7 protein-coding genes are annotated in these 15,281 nt (G+C 62.2%); all 7 read right to left on the bottom strand.

Annotated elements, in window-relative coordinates; all coding sequences use genetic code 11:
* Window positions 1-23: 23 nt before the first annotated feature.
* Entirely contained in the window at window positions 24-1,226 is a 1,203-nt protein-coding gene (locus ACE3SE_RS05770) for a M20 aminoacylase family protein (RefSeq protein WP_374554204.1), read from the bottom strand.
* 150 nt (window positions 1,227-1,376) lie between these two features.
* Window positions 1,377-5,183, bottom strand: a complete 3,807-nt coding sequence (locus ACE3SE_RS05765; protein WP_374554203.1) for a translocation/assembly module TamB domain-containing protein — start codon at window positions 5,181-5,183, stop codon at window positions 1,377-1,379.
* The gene (locus ACE3SE_RS05760; RefSeq protein ID WP_374554202.1) at window positions 5,183-6,931 is read right to left on the bottom strand and encodes an autotransporter assembly complex protein TamA; all 1,749 of its coding nucleotides are present in this window, start codon (window positions 6,929-6,931) and stop codon (window positions 5,183-5,185) included. Before ACE3SE_RS05760 ends, ACE3SE_RS05765 begins: the two co-directional genes overlap by 1 nt.
* 200 nt (window positions 6,932-7,131) lie before the next feature.
* Complete coding sequence (lpdA, locus tag ACE3SE_RS05755) at window positions 7,132-8,931, bottom strand: dihydrolipoyl dehydrogenase (RefSeq protein WP_045845811.1); 1,800 nt, start codon at window positions 8,929-8,931, stop codon at window positions 7,132-7,134.
* Between the two features lie 107 nt (window positions 8,932-9,038).
* Window positions 9,039-10,697 carry a dihydrolipoyllysine-residue acetyltransferase gene (gene aceF, locus ACE3SE_RS05750; RefSeq protein WP_374554201.1) on the bottom strand — a complete coding sequence of 553 codons (1,659 nt, stop codon included), beginning with the start codon at window positions 10,695-10,697 and terminating at the stop codon, window positions 9,039-9,041.
* Window positions 10,698-10,819: 122 nt separating this feature from the next.
* Complete coding sequence (aceE, locus tag ACE3SE_RS05745) at window positions 10,820-13,483, bottom strand: pyruvate dehydrogenase (acetyl-transferring), homodimeric type (RefSeq protein ID WP_062790434.1); 2,664 nt, start codon at window positions 13,481-13,483, stop codon at window positions 10,820-10,822.
* Between the two features lie 303 nt (window positions 13,484-13,786).
* Complete coding sequence (locus tag ACE3SE_RS05740) at window positions 13,787-15,238, bottom strand: M48 family metalloprotease (protein WP_045845814.1); 1,452 nt, start codon at window positions 15,236-15,238, stop codon at window positions 13,787-13,789.
* Window positions 15,239-15,281: the final 43 nt, after the last annotated feature.

Here is a 15,281-nt window from a genome sequence, read left to right as displayed (position 1 = left end):
CTTGCTTGCGCGGACAATGGAATTCAACGGGAGGTATGGGCCGCGACGTCGTCCTTGGCCAGCCAGTACTCCACCAGATGAACCCAGAAGCTGGCAGCCAGCGGCAGGGCTTCGTCATTGAAGTCATAGCCGGGGTTATGCACCATGCAGCTGCCTTCACCATCACCGTTACCGACAATGAAGTAGCAGCCTGGCACCTGTTCCAGCCAGTAGGCGAAATCCTCGCTGCCGGTGAGCGGCGGCAGGTCTTCCAGCACATTGCCCGCTCCCAGGCACTCGCGTGCCAGCAGACTGGCCTGGTGGGTGATGATGTCGTCGTTGATCAGTACCGGATAACCATGCTCAAAAATCACTTCTGCGTGCGCGCCGTAAGCGGCCGCATGCTGCTCGGCCAGCTGGCGGATGCGCAGATGCAGCAGCTCGCGGATGTCTGGCTTCAAGGCGCGTACTGTCAGACGCAACTCGGCACTGGCGGGAATGACATTGGCCGCGTCGCCGGCCAGCAAGGCACCGACTGTCACCACCGCGGTATCCAGCGGTGACACATTGCGCGACACGATGGTTTGCAGTGCCATCACCAGTGCTGCGGCCACCACCACGGGGTCGATGGCGCGCTGTGGCATGGCGCCGTGCCCGCCGGTGCCATGCAAGCGGATGGTGATGGTGTCGGTGGAGGCCATGAAGGCCCCGGCCCGAAAACCCAGCTTGCCCAACGGGATGCCCGGCATGTTGTGCAGGGCAAAAATGGCATCGCAGGGAAAGCGCTGGAACAGGCCTTCATCCAGCATGCGCTTGGCACCCGAGCCGCCATGCCCTTCTTCGGCAGGCTGGAAAAACAGGTGCAAGGTACCGGTAAAACGACGGCTGCGGGCCAGTTCGCAGGCGGCCGCCAGCAGGATGGCGGTATGGCCGTCATGACCACAGGCATGCATCTTGCCGTCTATCCGGCTGGCCCAGGGCTGCGTACCGGTTTCCTGGATGGGCAGGGCATCCATGTCGGCGCGCAAACCGATACTCGGGCCCTTGCCGCACCGCAAGGTAGCCACCACACCGGTGCCACCGATACCGTGATGCACCTCATATCCCCAGGCCTGCAGCTTTTCGCTGACCAGCCGGCTGGTATTGAACTCTTCGAAACCCAATTCGGGGTGGGCATGCAGCTGCCGCCGCAAGCTGATCATTTCATCGGCAATGTGCTGGATACCCGGCAGGATGGGGCTGTACATGGTGGGAAGTCTCCGCGAGTGCAGGGAAGGAAGTGCAGAGACTGAAAGAAAAGCGGGGTATTGCGATACCGGAAGAAAGGGCAGTTTGAATCAAGCCGGCCAGGACAGCCCTGGCCGGACGGGGTGCAGACGGAAAATACCCGTTACGTATCAGTCAAATCGCAGGGTGTAGCGCGACTCCACCGAGGCATTGGTACCGGCACGCAACACCATGGACCAGCCCTTGCTGAGCTGATATGCCAGTTTGACGGCCTGGTCGGCACTGGTCACGCCATATTCGTAACCCAGATACAGCTCACGGGTGAGCTGACGTCCAACGGTGACCACCTGCTCGGCCGGGCTGACCGTACCATTGGCCAGGGTCCGTTCCTTGCGGCTGGCCATGCCCAGTTCATCGAACAGACCAACATGATCGTTGATGGACCCGGCCAGCATCAGGCCAGCCGATGCTGCCAGCGCGGAATCATCCCGATCACCACTGGCGGCATGCCCCAGCACCAGCCAGGCCAGCTTGTCCTTTTCCGACATGGATTCATCCGCCACCAGCCGGATACGCGGCGCGGCGACGCTGCCGGACACCTCCACCCCTGCGCCCACCGGGGACAAATGGCGCTTAGCCACCACATTGAGCACCGGATTATCCAGCGGGCCCACAAAACTGATGATGCCTTGTTCGATATCCAGATCCTGGCCATAGGCCTTGTAGCGCCCCTTCACCACCCGGACCTGACCGCGCGCACCAGGCGGCAAGCCGGGACTGGCGGTGACCTTGACCACCCCGGTCAGTTCGACATCCAGCCCCTGGCCAACAAAGCGGAAGCGGTCTCCCAGATCCAGATCCAGCGCCACGGTCAGCGGCAGGCTGGCAAATGCCGAGGGTTCGGCAGGGGTGCGGCCCTTGACGATCACATCGTCGCTGAGTGTCGGCGCACCGCCCTTGGGCAGGTCGATCCGGCCCTGATCCGCCCGGATACGGCCGGTCAGGGCGATCTTGTGTTCCACCATGCTCAGTTCGGCGTTGCCGGACACCACCAGTTTGCGGCTGGGTTTGTCGAACACGCTGAATTTGTTGAGTGCCACGCGTACCACGGCATCCGGCCCGGCATCGCGCAAGTCCAGGCTGCCGCTGGCCACCACATCGCCCTGACCACTGGCAAAGCGCAATTTGTCCAGCACCAGGCTGCGGCCATTCAGATGGGCCTGCAACACGCCATCGCCCAGATGAATACCGGTACGGTGGTCCGCCAGCATCAGCTTGCTGCCCTGGATATTGCCCTGCCCTTGCAACTGGCCCAGGGGACCGGTCAGGGCCAGGTTGGCAGACAACTGGCCACCCAGTTCCAGCGCGGGTGAAGACAGCTGTGCCAGTGCGGCCAGCGATGGCAGTGACACGCTGACATTGGCTGCCAGCGGCGTGCGCATATCAATATTGCCGCCATTCCACGGCAGGCTGCCCTTGCCGGACAGCTGGGCATACTGGCTGTCGATATTGGTGTCAAAGCGCAGGCTGCCGCCATCCAGCCGCACGTTGAGCTGCGCAGCCTTCAAGCCCAGTGGCGCGGGCCGCCCGGCTTCAGCAGGCAGGCGGATATCACCGGACACCCGTTTGAGCCACAGCTCGCCTTGCGGCTGTTTACCATTGAGATTCAGGGACCAGGCACTGTCCAGCACCAGGTTCTGTTCCACCGGCAGGGACAAGAGCGGTGCCAGCTCGGTCAGATGCAGGCCTTCGGCATGGCCGCGGGTGGTGAGAATGCCGTTACTGCGCTCCAGTCCGGCCAGCGACAGGCTGCCACCCAGCAAGCGGAAGCGTGCCGCACCCAGCCGCACCCGCGCAGCCCCGGCCTCAACCGCCAGCGGCGCTTGCAGGCTGAGGCCCGGTTTGCCGGCAAGCTCCAACCGCTCCAGCATGCCCTGCCATTGCCCGCTGTTGGCCGGCAAGCCGCCACTGGCCGCCAGTTGCAGCTGGTAGGCTTGCCCGGCCAGTCGCAGTCGGCCATCCAGTTGCAACTGGTGACGGGTACGGGTGCCATTGCCCTGCGCGCGCAGTTGTTCGGCACTGAAGCTGCCCGCCTGCAGCTTGTCCGCCGCCAGTTGCAGGCGGAAGGGGCTGCCCGCATCGGCCTTGATATCGCCATCCAGACTGAGGCTTTGTACTGACAGATCCCCAGGCAGGTGCAAGCGCTCGGCGCGCAGGCTGGTACTGAGCAGCGGTGCCCTGGGTGTTCCGCTCAATTCCGCCTGCCCCTTGATGGTGCCGGAAAAACCACGGCCCAGCAGGGAGAGATTGGGAGCGTCAATCAGCAGCTTGAGCTTGTCCCCGGCCACGCCATAAGCGCCACTGGCTTGCAGCCGGTTGCTGGCCAGGGTGAGGTCGGCCAGCAACTGATGCAGGCGCTGGCCTTGCCAGTCAGCACTGAGCTGGCCGGACAAGGGCGCGCCGGACAGGCGGCTGGGAGAAAACTTCAAGGCGATCTTGCCAGAGAGCGGCTGGGCCAGCTGGCCACTGGCCTTGATGGCGGCATTGAGCTCGCCCACCGGCAAGCCAGCTTGCAAGCGGGACGGGTCAGCCTTTTGCAACTGTCCTTCCAGTTGGTAAAGCTGCTTGCCCTCCAGACCCAGCTTGCCGGATGCCTGCAGTTTGCCGGCACCTGCCGTCAGCGCCAGTTGGCGCAGCAACAGGGTTCTGCCTGTGGCGTCCTGTTCGAAACCCAGCGCGGTTTCCAGCTGCAGGCTCTTGCCATACAGGCTGGCCCGGATGTCCGGCCCGGCCAGAGGCCCGACAACACGCGCGGTGCCCTTGATGATGTCATCCGGCGCGGTCGCATACAGGGTTTTCAGGCTGATATTGTGCAGCAGCGCCACCATGTCGAGCGAGCCAGGCTCCACCTTGCCGGTCAGGTTCAGCTGCCCCTCACCCAGCTGGGCCATCAGCTTGTCCAGGTACAGTACCTTGTCATCGGCCCGGAACTCGCCCACCAGTAGCGACATGGGTACCTGGTTGGCAGAAACCGGGCCGGGCTGGCTGTTCAGCAGCGACAGGCCGCCCTTGATGCGCGAGCCGCCATCCGGCTCGGCATGTACGGCAAAACCCAGCCGCGCCTTGGGCCAGGCCGGGAACAGCGACTGGGGATTGATGCCGCCTACCCGCACATCCAGTCGGCCAAAGCGGTTGTAGGGATTGAGGGCAAACGGGCGCAGCACACCATGCGCTTCTACCAGCATGCCTTTGCCACTGCCGGTGCCATCCACTTGCAAGGCAAGCAGCTGGCCGCTCAGTTGCAACCGGGCCTGCACCGGAATCTGCTCCAGCTCGCCCTGGGCGCTGAGTTGACCCTGAGTGGCAAATGGCGTGCTGTCGGCGATGGACAGACGGGCGCTGGTGCTGCCCCAAGGTGTTTGCAATTGCGCCAGCTGTAGTTGGTGCTGCTGGTTCTGGTAGGCATAACCGGCCTGCAAGCCATACAGCCGGACATCGGCCGGCAGCAGGGTGAGGCTGGCCAGTTGCAGGCGTTCCACCCGGATATCCAGTGGCAAGGACAGGGAGGTGGGCGCACCGGCAGGTGGCGTTGCCGGGGCCGGACGGCTGTTCACCCGGACATGGCCGATATCAAGCAGCTGTACTTGCAGGCGGCGCTGCCACAAGTCCGACGCTTGCCATTGCAGTTGCAGACGGTCGATGTCGACATCCTGGTAGCGTGCGCGCCAGCGGATATCGTGCAGGGTAAAACCGGACCACAGGCTGCCTTCGCTACGGGCAATGCTCAATTGCTGCTGGCTCAGTGCCGGCAGTTGCTGGCAAAGCCAGCTCAGGCCCTGTGCGCTGCCACCCAGCCAGCCCAGTGCAGTACACAGCGCAAGCAGCACCAGCAGGCAGAGCAAACGGCCCCAGCGGCGGCGTGGCGGTTTTGGCTGAGGTGGCGGGCTGGCCTGGTCTGGCAATGGAGCGTCCTGCATCAGAATGCCAATCCCAGGCTCATGTTCCAGCGCAACTTACCGTCCTTTTCTGCCTTGGCAATATCCAGAGAGAGTGGTGCCACCGGGCTCATCCAGCGCAAACCGACACCATTGGCGTGTTCCAGTTTGAAGCTTTGCCAGCTTTGCGCGGCATTACCGGCATCATGGAACAGCGCCAGCGCCCAGTCCTTTGCCACCGGAATCTGGTATTCCAGCGTGGCTGTCGCCACGACACGCCCCCCGACCACCGCGCCATCCGGCCCTGGCAGACCCAGGCTCTGGTAATCATAACCGCGCACGCTATTGGAACCACCGGCACGGAACAGCTGGGAGGACGGCACCTCATCGCTGTCCTTGGCCCACACCTGCCCCACTTCCAGCCGGGTCAGCAAGGTACCGTACTTGGGCCAGGGGCTCCAGTAACTGGCACCGCGGGCATAGCCACGCACAAAGCTGGTGGTGGACAGCAAGCCGCCCAGCGTACTGGACAAGGAAGCATCCAGCAGGGTGCCGGAGCGGGGACGCAAGGTGTCGTCCACATCGCGCCGCGTCCAGCCGAACACACCAAGCAAGGCCCGGGTATTGTTGCTGGGCGTGTTGCCGATGGTTTCCTTTTCCTGGATGAACTCCACGCCGAAGCGGGCGTTGATTTTTTCGTGGCTGCGAATGCGCCAGGCACCGGCATCGATCGAGGTGGTTTTCACCCCCTGGATATCGGTTTCCTTGAATGTGGATGTAATGGAGTGCGAGTAATTGTCCGCCTGACGCGGGAAACCCAGGCCGAGGCTGAGATTGCGGTCGCTGTTTTTCCAGTCCAGCAAGGCCGAGCCGGTCCAGCCTTTGCCAAACAGATTGTAGTAGTCGTAACCGATACGGACACCCGGCCCGTCTTCCGAATCATAAGTGAGGCCCAATTCCAGCTTTTGCTTGGGGAATTCGGTCAGGCTTACCTCGACCGGCACTTCGTTATCGCTGATGCGGCCCATATCGGCACTGACCACCACGCCGGAATATTGCGGGGCCTGCTCCAGCGCCGACTGGTAATCCAGCAATTTCTTTTGCTGGTAAGGGTCGCCCTGGCGGAAGTCGGCCAGGCCGGTGGCCACATTCAGCGGGTAGCGCTTGTTACCGCTGATATGGGTGGGGCCAAAACGGATCAGCGGGCCGCTGTCCAGCTCCACCAGCAACTGGGCGCGATGCGTCTGCGGGTCGATATCGGCCTGACTCCTGGCGATTTTTGCCAGCGGGAAGCGATCGACAGTAAGCAGGCGCAGGATGGCGCGTTTGCTGCTGCTCCAGTCGTCCTGCCGGTAGGGTGCCGCAATGGGCAGCGACCAGGCTTCCAGCACGGCAGCCAGACGCTGGCGGTAATCGGCTTGCTGGCGGATGTCGCCATTCAGTTGCAGGGTGACATCATCGATGATGACCGGTTCGCCCGGTTCCACCTTGATGACATAGTGATGCTCGCCCTGCTCCTCCACCCGGACAACGGCGCTGAAATAGCCTTCGGTCTCCAGCAGTGCCTGGGCCGCACCCGGTGTTTCCTTGATGATGGCCTGCAACTGGAAATCGTCCAGGTCCGGGTCGTTGCGGGCGGAAACCAGTTCCAGATGATCATTCAACAGGCTGCCAAGGCTCGACGGGGCATCCACGCTGACGGTGTAATCCACCTTGGCCCAGGCTGGTGCGGCACACAGCGTCAGGGCAAGGGCGGATGACAAGGCAAGGGGATAGGTTCGTGGCAGCATGTCGGCATTCATCTGGAATCCGACTGATGGTAGCGAAACTGGTTCAGTCTGGCGAGGGCTGTTGGCAGAACGGGTGGAGGGTACTGCCAAAAAAAAGGGCGGAATGATCCGCCACAAGACTGAGAGAGATAAGACACGACCCGCCAGGGGCGGGCCGGGACTGCAGGCAGCCTGCCCGGCCTTGCGGCCGGACGGGCAGCTTACTTCTTGCGCTGCGGCGGCAGGTCCGTGCAGCTACCCTCGAATACTTCGGCAGCCATGCCGATGGATTCGCCCATGGTGGGGTGCGGGTGAATGGTCTTGGCGATGTCTTCGGCATCGCAGCCCATTTCGATGGCCAGGCAGATTTCACCGATCATGTCGCCGGCGTGCGGGCCGACAATGCCGCCACCAATCACCTGATGGGTAGCCGGATCGAAAATCAGCTTGGTGAAGCCTTCATCACGACCATTGGCAATGGCGCGACCGGACGCAGCCCACGGGAAGACGGATTTCTCCACCTTGATGCCCTGTTTCTTGGCTTCGTCTTCGGTCATGCCCACCCAGGCCACTTCCGGATCGGTATAGGCCACACCCGGAATCACGCGGGCATCGAAGAAGGCCTTGTGGTCGGCGCAGTTTTCTGCGGCAACGTGGCCTTCATGCACGCCCTTGTGCGCCAGCATCGGCTGACCGACGATGTCGCCAATGGCGTAGATGTGCGGCACATTGGTGCGCTGCTGCTTGTCCACCGGGATGAAGCCGCGGTCGGTCACGGCCACGCCGGCGTTTTCCGCACCCAGCAGCTTGCCGTTGGGCGCGCGGCCGGTGGCGTACAGCACCAGGTCGTAACGTTGCGGTTCTTTCGGTGCCTGCTCGCCCTCGAAGGTAACGTACACGCCGTCTTCCTTCGGCTCGACAGCCACGGTCTTGGTGTTCAGCATGATGTTGTCGAAGCGGTGGGCATTCCACTTCTGCCATACCTTGACCAGGTCACGGTCGGCACCCTGCATCAGGCCGTCCAGCATTTCCACCACGTCCAGGCGTGCGCCCAGCGTGGAGTAAACGGTACCCATTTCCAGACCGATGATGCCGCCACCGATGATCAGCATCTTTTCCGGCACGGCTTTCAGTTCCAGCGCGCCGGTGGAATCCACCACACGCGGATCATCCGGAATGAACGGCAGTTTCACCACGCGCGAACCGGCGGCGATGATGGCGTTCTTGAACTTGACGATGGTCTTCTCGCCGCTCTCTTCACGACCGTTGCCGGTGGTGACCGATACTTCGATGTGATGCGGGTCGATGAAGCGGCCATTGCCACGTACGATCTGCACCTTGCGCGCCTTGGCCATGCCGGCCAGGCCACCGGTCAGCTTGCCGATGACCTTTTCCTTGTAGCCGCGCAACAGGTCGATATCCACTTCCGGCTTGCCGAACTTGATGCCGTTGGCAGCCAGATGGCTTACTTCGTCAATCACGGCGGCATTGTGCAGCAGGGCCTTGGACGGGATGCAGCCCACGTTCAGGCACACGCCACCCAGGGTGGAGTAACGCTCGACGATGACCACTTTCTGGCCCAGGTCGGCCGCGCGGAAGGCGGCGGAATAACCGCCAGGGCCACCGCCCAGTACCATCACGTCGCATTCGATATCGGCACCACCTGCGTGGCTGGCGGCCACCGGGGCAGCTTGCGGCGCGAAACCGGCATCGGTGTGCGCCGAGGCCACACCGGTGGTTTCCAGCGGCTTGGCTTCTGCCGGGGCGGCGCTGGCTGCGGCAGCGGCTTCGACGATGACGATCACGTCACCTTCGCTTACCTTGCTGCCCACGGCCACTTTGACTTCCTTCACCACACCGGCGGTTTCCGCCGGCACTTCCATGGTGGCCTTGTCGGTTTCCAGGGTGATGAGGCTGTCGTCCTTGCTCACCACATCGCCCGGCTTCACAAAGACTTCGATCACGTCCACATTGCTGTGACCGCCGATATCCGGGACTTTCAGTTCAATCAGATTGCTCATGGTTTTCCATCCGTTGGGCGGAAGCTGACGGCTTTGCCGGGAGCATTCCGCCGTATTTCATGCGGCAAGGAGAAGGCGGAATGCCCCTGCGGGGTTCCGCCCTACCATCACAGGATCAGGCGACGCACGTCGGACAGCAGCTTGCCCAGATGCACGGTGAAGCGCGCGGCAGCAGCGCCGTCGATCACGCGGTGATCGAAGGACAGCGACAGCGGGCACATCAGGCGCGGTGCGAATTCCTTGCCGTTCCATACCGGCTTGATCTGGCTCTTGCACACACCCAGGATGGCCACTTCCGGCGCATTCACGATCGGGGTGAAGCTGCTGCCACCGATACCACCCAGGCTGGAGATGGTGAAGGTGGCGCCTTGCATGTCGGTCGGCTTGAGCTTGCCTTCGCGGGCTTGCAGCGACAGCTCGGTCAGTTCCTTGGCGATCTGCTTGATGCCCTTCTGGTCGACATTCTTGATGACCGGTACCACCAGGCCATTCGGCGTGTCAGCTGCAAAGCCGATGTGGTAGTACTGCTTGAGCACCAGGTTGTCACCGTCCAGCGAGCTGTTGAAGGTGGGGAATGCCTTCAGGGCTTCGGCAGCGGCCTTGATGATGAAGGCCAGCGGCGAAATCTTCAGGCCGGACTTTTCCCATTCCTTGCCGATGGTCTTGCGGAAGTCTTCCAGCTCGGTGATGTCGCACTCGTCGTTGAACGTGACGTGCGGGATCATCACCCAGTTGCGGCTGAGGTTGGCACCGGAAATCTTCTGGATGCGCGACAGCGGCTTGGTTTCGATCGGGCCGAACTTGGCGAAGTCCACCTTCGGCCACGGCAGCAGGTCCAGACCCACGCCGGAACCACCAGCAGCGGCCGGAGCGGCAGCCACCGGGTTCTGCATCACGCTCTTGACGAAGGCCTTCACGTCGGCGTCGATGATGCGGCCCTTGCGGCCCGTACCCTTGACGCGGCCCAGGTCCACACCCAGTTCGCGGGCCAGACGGCGTACCGACGGACCGGCATGGGCCTTGGAGAAGCTGGCTTCGTTGATGGCGGGCAGGCTGGCGCTGGCAGCAGCCGGGGCGGCGGCAGCAGGCGCAGCTGCGACAGGAGCCGGGGCAGGTGCAGCAACAGCCGGGGCCGGTGCGGCAGCAGGAGCGGCTACCGGTGCAGCAGCGGCAACAGCGCCTTCCACGACCACGATCAGGTCGCCCTGGCTTACCTTGCTGCCAACGGCAACCTTGACTTCAACTACCTTGCCAGCGGCAGTGGCCGGCACTTCCATGGTGGCCTTGTCGGTTTCCAGCGTGATCAGGGAATCGTCCACGCTGATCACGTCGCCCACCTTGACCGATACTTCGATCACGTCCACACCGTTGTGGCCGCCGATGTCCGGCACCACGATGTCGATGCGACCGCTGGCAGCCGGAGCGGCAGGTGCGGCAACCGGTGCAGCTGCCGGAGCGGCGGCAACCGGGGCCGGTGCAACAGCAGCAGGTGCCGCGGCGGCCGGAGCAGGCGCGGCTGCGCTGGCGCCGACTTCCAGGATGGCGATGACGTCGCCTTCGGAAATCTTGCCGCCAACAGCGACTTTCACTTCCTTGATGACACCGGCAGCTTCGGCCGGCACTTCCATGGTGGCCTTGTCGGTTTCCAGGGTGATCAGCGAATCGTCCACTGCCACGGTCTGACCGGCGGTGATGAATACTTCGATGATGTCTACATTGCTGTGCCCACCGATGTCGGGCACTTTCAGTTCGATCAGATTGCTCATGAGCTTTCCATCCGTAGAGCGGCGGCACCTGTACGGTACCGCCACCGATATTCGGCTACGTTGCAAGCCAGCCCCGGCGGGGCGGGCTCGCTACCTCAAGCTTGGCCGTATCCGGCCCGGCCTCATGCCTTCCAGGAAGGCAGCTTGTCAGCCTTGATGCCGTACTTGGCAATCGCTTCAGCCACCTTGGCTGCTTCGATCTTGCCTTCGCGGGCCAGGGCGGACAGGGCAGCCACGGCGACGTAGTGACGATCCACTTCGAAGAACTCGCGCAGCTTGGCGCGGCTGTCGGAGCGACCGAAACCGTCGGTACCCAGTACCACGTAGCGACCCGGTACGTATTCGCGGATCTGGTCGGCGTAGTTGCGGATGTAGTCGGTAGCGGCAATCACCGGACCGCTGCGGCCTTCCAGCTGCTGCTCGACAAAGGACTTGCGGGCAGCTTCGGTCGGGTGCAGCAGGTTGAAACGGGAAGCTTCCATGCCGTCACGACGCAGCTCGTTGAAGGAGGTCACGCTCCAGATGTCGGATGCGATGCCGAAGTCGTTGCGCAGCAGGTCTGCCGCGGCAATCACTTCACGCAGGATGGTGCCGGAGCCCATCAGCTGTACCTTCACCTTGGCGTCGCCGCCGTCCTTCAGCAGGTACATGCCCTTGATGATGCCCTGCTCGGCGCCTTGCGGCATGGCCGGGTGGGTGTAGTTCTCGTTCATCAGGGTGATGTAATAGAACACGTCTTCCTGCTCGCCATACATGCGGCGCAGACCGTCCTGCAGGATGACTGCCAGCTCGTAAGCGAAGGTCGGGTCGTAGGACACGCAGTTCGGAATCAGGCCAGCCTGGATGTGGCTGTGACCGTCTTCGTGCTGCAGGCCTTCACCGTTCAGGGTGGTACGACCGGCAGTGCCGCCCAGCATGAAGCCACGGGCGCGCATGTCGCCGGCAGCCCAGGCCAGGTCGCCGATACGCTGGAAACCGAACATCGAGTAGTAGATGTAGAACGGAATCATCGGGATGCCGTGGTTGGCGTAGCTGGTAGCTGCGGCAATCCACGAGGACATCGCGCCCGGCTCGTTGATGCCTTCCTGCAGCATCTGGCCGTCTTTGGATTCCTTGTAGAACATCAGCTGGTCGGCGTCCTGCGGTACGTAGTTCTGACCCTGGGTGGACCAGATGCCGTACTGGCGGAACATGCCTTCCATACCGAAGGTACGGGATTCATCCGGTACGATCGGGACGATCTGCTTGCTGATGTTCTTGTCTTTCAACAGGGTGCCCAGCATGCGCACGAAGGCCATGGTGGTGGAGAACTCGCGCTCGCCCGAATCACCCAGCTGGCTGTCGAAAATGTGCAGACCCGGGATGGCCAGCGGGGCCTTCACCGGTTTGCGGGCCGGCAGGTAACCACCCAGCGCGGCACGGCGTTCACGCATGTACTTCATTTCCGGGCTGTCTTCAGCCGGCTTGTAGTACGGCACCTTCGGCAGGTCTTCGTCGGATACCGGAATACCGAAGCGGTCGCGGAATTTGCGCAGGCTTTCGATATCCATCTTCTTGGCCTGGTGAGCAATGTTCTGCGCTTCACCGGACGAACCCATGCCATAACCCTTGATGGTCTTGGCCAGGATCACGGTCGGACGGCCGTTGGCATTGTGGGTGGCTTCGTAGTAAGCAGCGTATACCTTGTGCGGATCGTGGCCGCCACGGTTCAGGGCCCAGATCTCGTCGTCGGACATATTGGCCACCATTTCGCGCAGCTCCGGGTACTTGCCGAAGAAGTGTTCGCGAACGTAGGCACCGTTCTTGGACTTGAAGGTCTGGTAGTCGCCGTCCACGCATTCGTCCATGCGCTTCTTCAGCAGGCCCTTGGTGTCCATGGCCAGCAGCGGATCCCAGCGGCTGCCCCAGATCACTTTCAGTACATTCCAGCCGGAACCGCGGAAGTCGCCTTCCAGTTCCTGGATGATCTTGCCGTTGCCGCGCACCGGGCCGTCCAGACGCTGCAGGTTGCAGTTGATCACGAAGATCAGGTTGTCCAGGCCTTCACGTGCGGCCAGGGCGATGGCACCCAGGGATTCCGGTTCGTCCATCTCGCCGTCGCCGCAGAAGCACCATACCTTGCGACCCGGCGTACGGGCCAGGCCACGGCTTTCCAGATATTTGAGGAAACGGGCCTGATAGATGGCCATCAGCGGGCCAAGACCCATGGATACGGTGGGGAACTGCCAGAAGTCGTCCATCAGCCACGGGTGCGGATAGGAGGACAGGCCGTTACCGTCCACTTCCTGACGGAAGCTGTCCAGTTGCTCTTCGGACAGGCGGCCTTCTAGGAAGGCGCGGGAATACACGCCCGGGGCAATGTGGCCCTGGAAGTAGATCAGATCACCGTCCTGCTCGTCGTTCGGAGCACGCCAGAAGTGGTTGAAACCAACATCGTACAGGGTAGCGGAGGACTGGAAGGATGCGATGTGGCCGCCCAGTTCCAGGTCTTTCTTGCCGGCGCGCAGAACCAGCGCAGCGGCGTTCCAGCGGTTGATGGAGCGGATGCGGTGCTCCATCTCGTGATTGCCGGGGGATTTCTGTTCTTTACCCACCGGGATGGTGTTCTGGTACGCGGTGGTCGCGTCGAAGGGCAGGTAGGCGCCACGGCGGCGGGTACGCTCAACCATGGTTTCCAGCAGGAAGTGCGCGCGCTCGGAACCTTCGGTATCCAGAACCGACTCCAGCGCTTCAGTCCACTCCTGGGTTTCCAGGGGATCGATATCGTCAGGGAAGGTTGCAGCCATATCTCATCCTCACATCGGGGTGACCGGGGTCGGGATCAGGTCCAGACCCACTTTATTGTGTTACCGGATCGAAAACGAAAAAACGAACCGGACTCGCTAGGGACAGATTATAAACGATCACTTTCGCAATAAAAATGTTCATTTATGAAAAGGCCCTCTGGTGTTGCGGAGTGTATAGTTTCATGAGGCAACAACGGAATAGGCAATTAGGGTTATCACTGAATATTTGCTCCATTTATCAGGATATTGCGCTGCATCATGTTGTTTTTTTGCGATACAGCCATCAGCAGCACCGCCTCCGCTTTACTTCCCCGAATCCTTCTTTTCCTCTTTCAGCAATTTTTCAACTTCGCGCATGCGCGCTTCGATGGAAGAACGCAGGTAGAAGTCGTCGCCCTTGGCCTGGGAAGCAAACTGATATTGCTCCAGCGCCGCCTCGTAACGCCGTTCGAAGTAGAAGGCATTGCCCAGTGCCGCGTGATAACGCTGGGCGTCGCGGTCGGCATACAGGCGTGCTTCACTGCGATACAGCGCCGCATCACGCGGATAGCGGCTTTGCAGCTGCCGCAGCAGGGCCAGCGCACCAGGGCGATTGCCGCTGTCTATAAGGACATCCAGCTCGGCCATTTGCAAGGGCTGGCTGTCTTTGAACGCCTGCTGGCCCCGCCGCAGACTGGCCAGTGCACCAGCCCAGTCGCCCGCCTCGCGAGCAATGGCGGCCTCCTGCCCAAACAGCATGGGGTCGGCCGGCAAACGTGCTTCTGCCTTGCCCAGTGCCGTGCGGGCAGCAGGCAGGTGATGGGCGGCCAGCTGGGCGCGCGACAGCCCATACCACATTGCACCTTCGTTCAGATACTGACCTTTATCCAGCATCATTTGATAAAAACGCACGGCCTCGTCCGGAGCCAGGGTCATCACCCGCAGCTTTTCCCGTACCAGCAGGTAGGCGGTGCTGTCCGCCCTCATCTTGACCGGATACTCCAGCGCCCGGTTCTGTGCCTCGCTGATGCGCTGCGAAGTGACCGGGTGGGTGCGCAGGAAGGCATAGGCATTGTTGTCGCTGTAACGGTTGGCCGACTCCAGACGCTGGAAGAAGGCTGGCATGGTGCGCACGTCGAAACCGGCTTGCGCTAGGTATTGCATGCCCACGCGGTCTGCTTCACGTTCGAAATCGCGCGAAAAGGCCAGTTGGTTGGAAATCTGCAAGCCAAGTCCGGCTGACAGGGTGCCGATGGAAGCCTGACTGCCACCGGCACGCGAGGCCAGAACCGCTGCCAATACCGTACCCAGCAGCAAGAGCGGGCTGGTGGCCGACGTGGCTGCCTGCATGCGGGCAATGTGGCGCTGGGTGACATGGGCGGTTTCATGGCCGATCACCGAGGCCAGCTCGCCCTCGCTCTGGGTGGCCACCACCAGGCCGCTGTTCACGCCAACATAGCCGCCGGGCATGGCGAAAGCGTTGATCTGCTTGTCGTTGACCACAAAGTAGCTCAGCTGCAAGCCGGGCACCCGCACGCTGGCCGACAGGCGATGACCCAGCGTGTTGATGTAATCATTCACTTCGGCATCGTCCAGCACGTCGCCGGCATCGCGCATGGCACGCATGAAGTCGCGCCCCAGGCGCGCTTCGTCCGCCATGGAGAGGGTGCTATCGGAAACATCGCCCAGATCGGGCAAGGCAGGCAGGTCGGCATAGGCCAGCAGTGGCTGGGCCAGCATCATGGCCAGCAAGCTGGCAAGCAAGGTTTTTTTCATCTTGGTTGTGAACAGGCAGCAGCGATTTGGTTGCAAGCTGACC

The organism is Aquitalea pelogenes (genome assembly GCF_041914625.1).
Classification (GTDB): Bacteria; Pseudomonadota; Gammaproteobacteria; order Burkholderiales; family Chromobacteriaceae; genus Aquitalea; species Aquitalea pelogenes.
This window is presented reverse-complemented; position numbering and strand designations above follow the sequence as displayed.

Excerpts from the sequence above, each read along its gene's own strand:
- ACE3SE_RS05770 (WP_374554204.1), bottom strand. The coding sequence starts at position 1,226 with ATGTACAGCCCCATCCTGCCGGGTATCCAGCACATTGCCGATGAAATG.
- ACE3SE_RS05740 (WP_045845814.1), bottom strand. The coding sequence starts at position 15,238 with ATGAAAAAAACCTTGCTTGCCAGCTTGCTGGCCATGATGCTGGCCCAG.
- lpdA (WP_045845811.1), bottom strand. The coding sequence starts at position 8,931 with ATGAGCAATCTGATTGAACTGAAAGTCCCGGATATCGGCGGTCACAGC.
- aceF (WP_374554201.1), bottom strand. The coding sequence starts at position 10,697 with ATGAGCAATCTGATCGAACTGAAAGTGCCCGACATCGGTGGGCACAGC.
- aceE (WP_062790434.1), bottom strand. The coding sequence starts at position 13,483 with ATGGCTGCAACCTTCCCTGACGATATCGATCCCCTGGAAACCCAGGAG.
- ACE3SE_RS05760 (WP_374554202.1), bottom strand. The coding sequence starts at position 6,931 with ATGCTGCCACGAACCTATCCCCTTGCCTTGTCATCCGCCCTTGCCCTG.
- ACE3SE_RS05765 (WP_374554203.1), bottom strand. The coding sequence starts at position 5,183 with ATGCAGGACGCTCCATTGCCAGACCAGGCCAGCCCGCCACCTCAGCCA.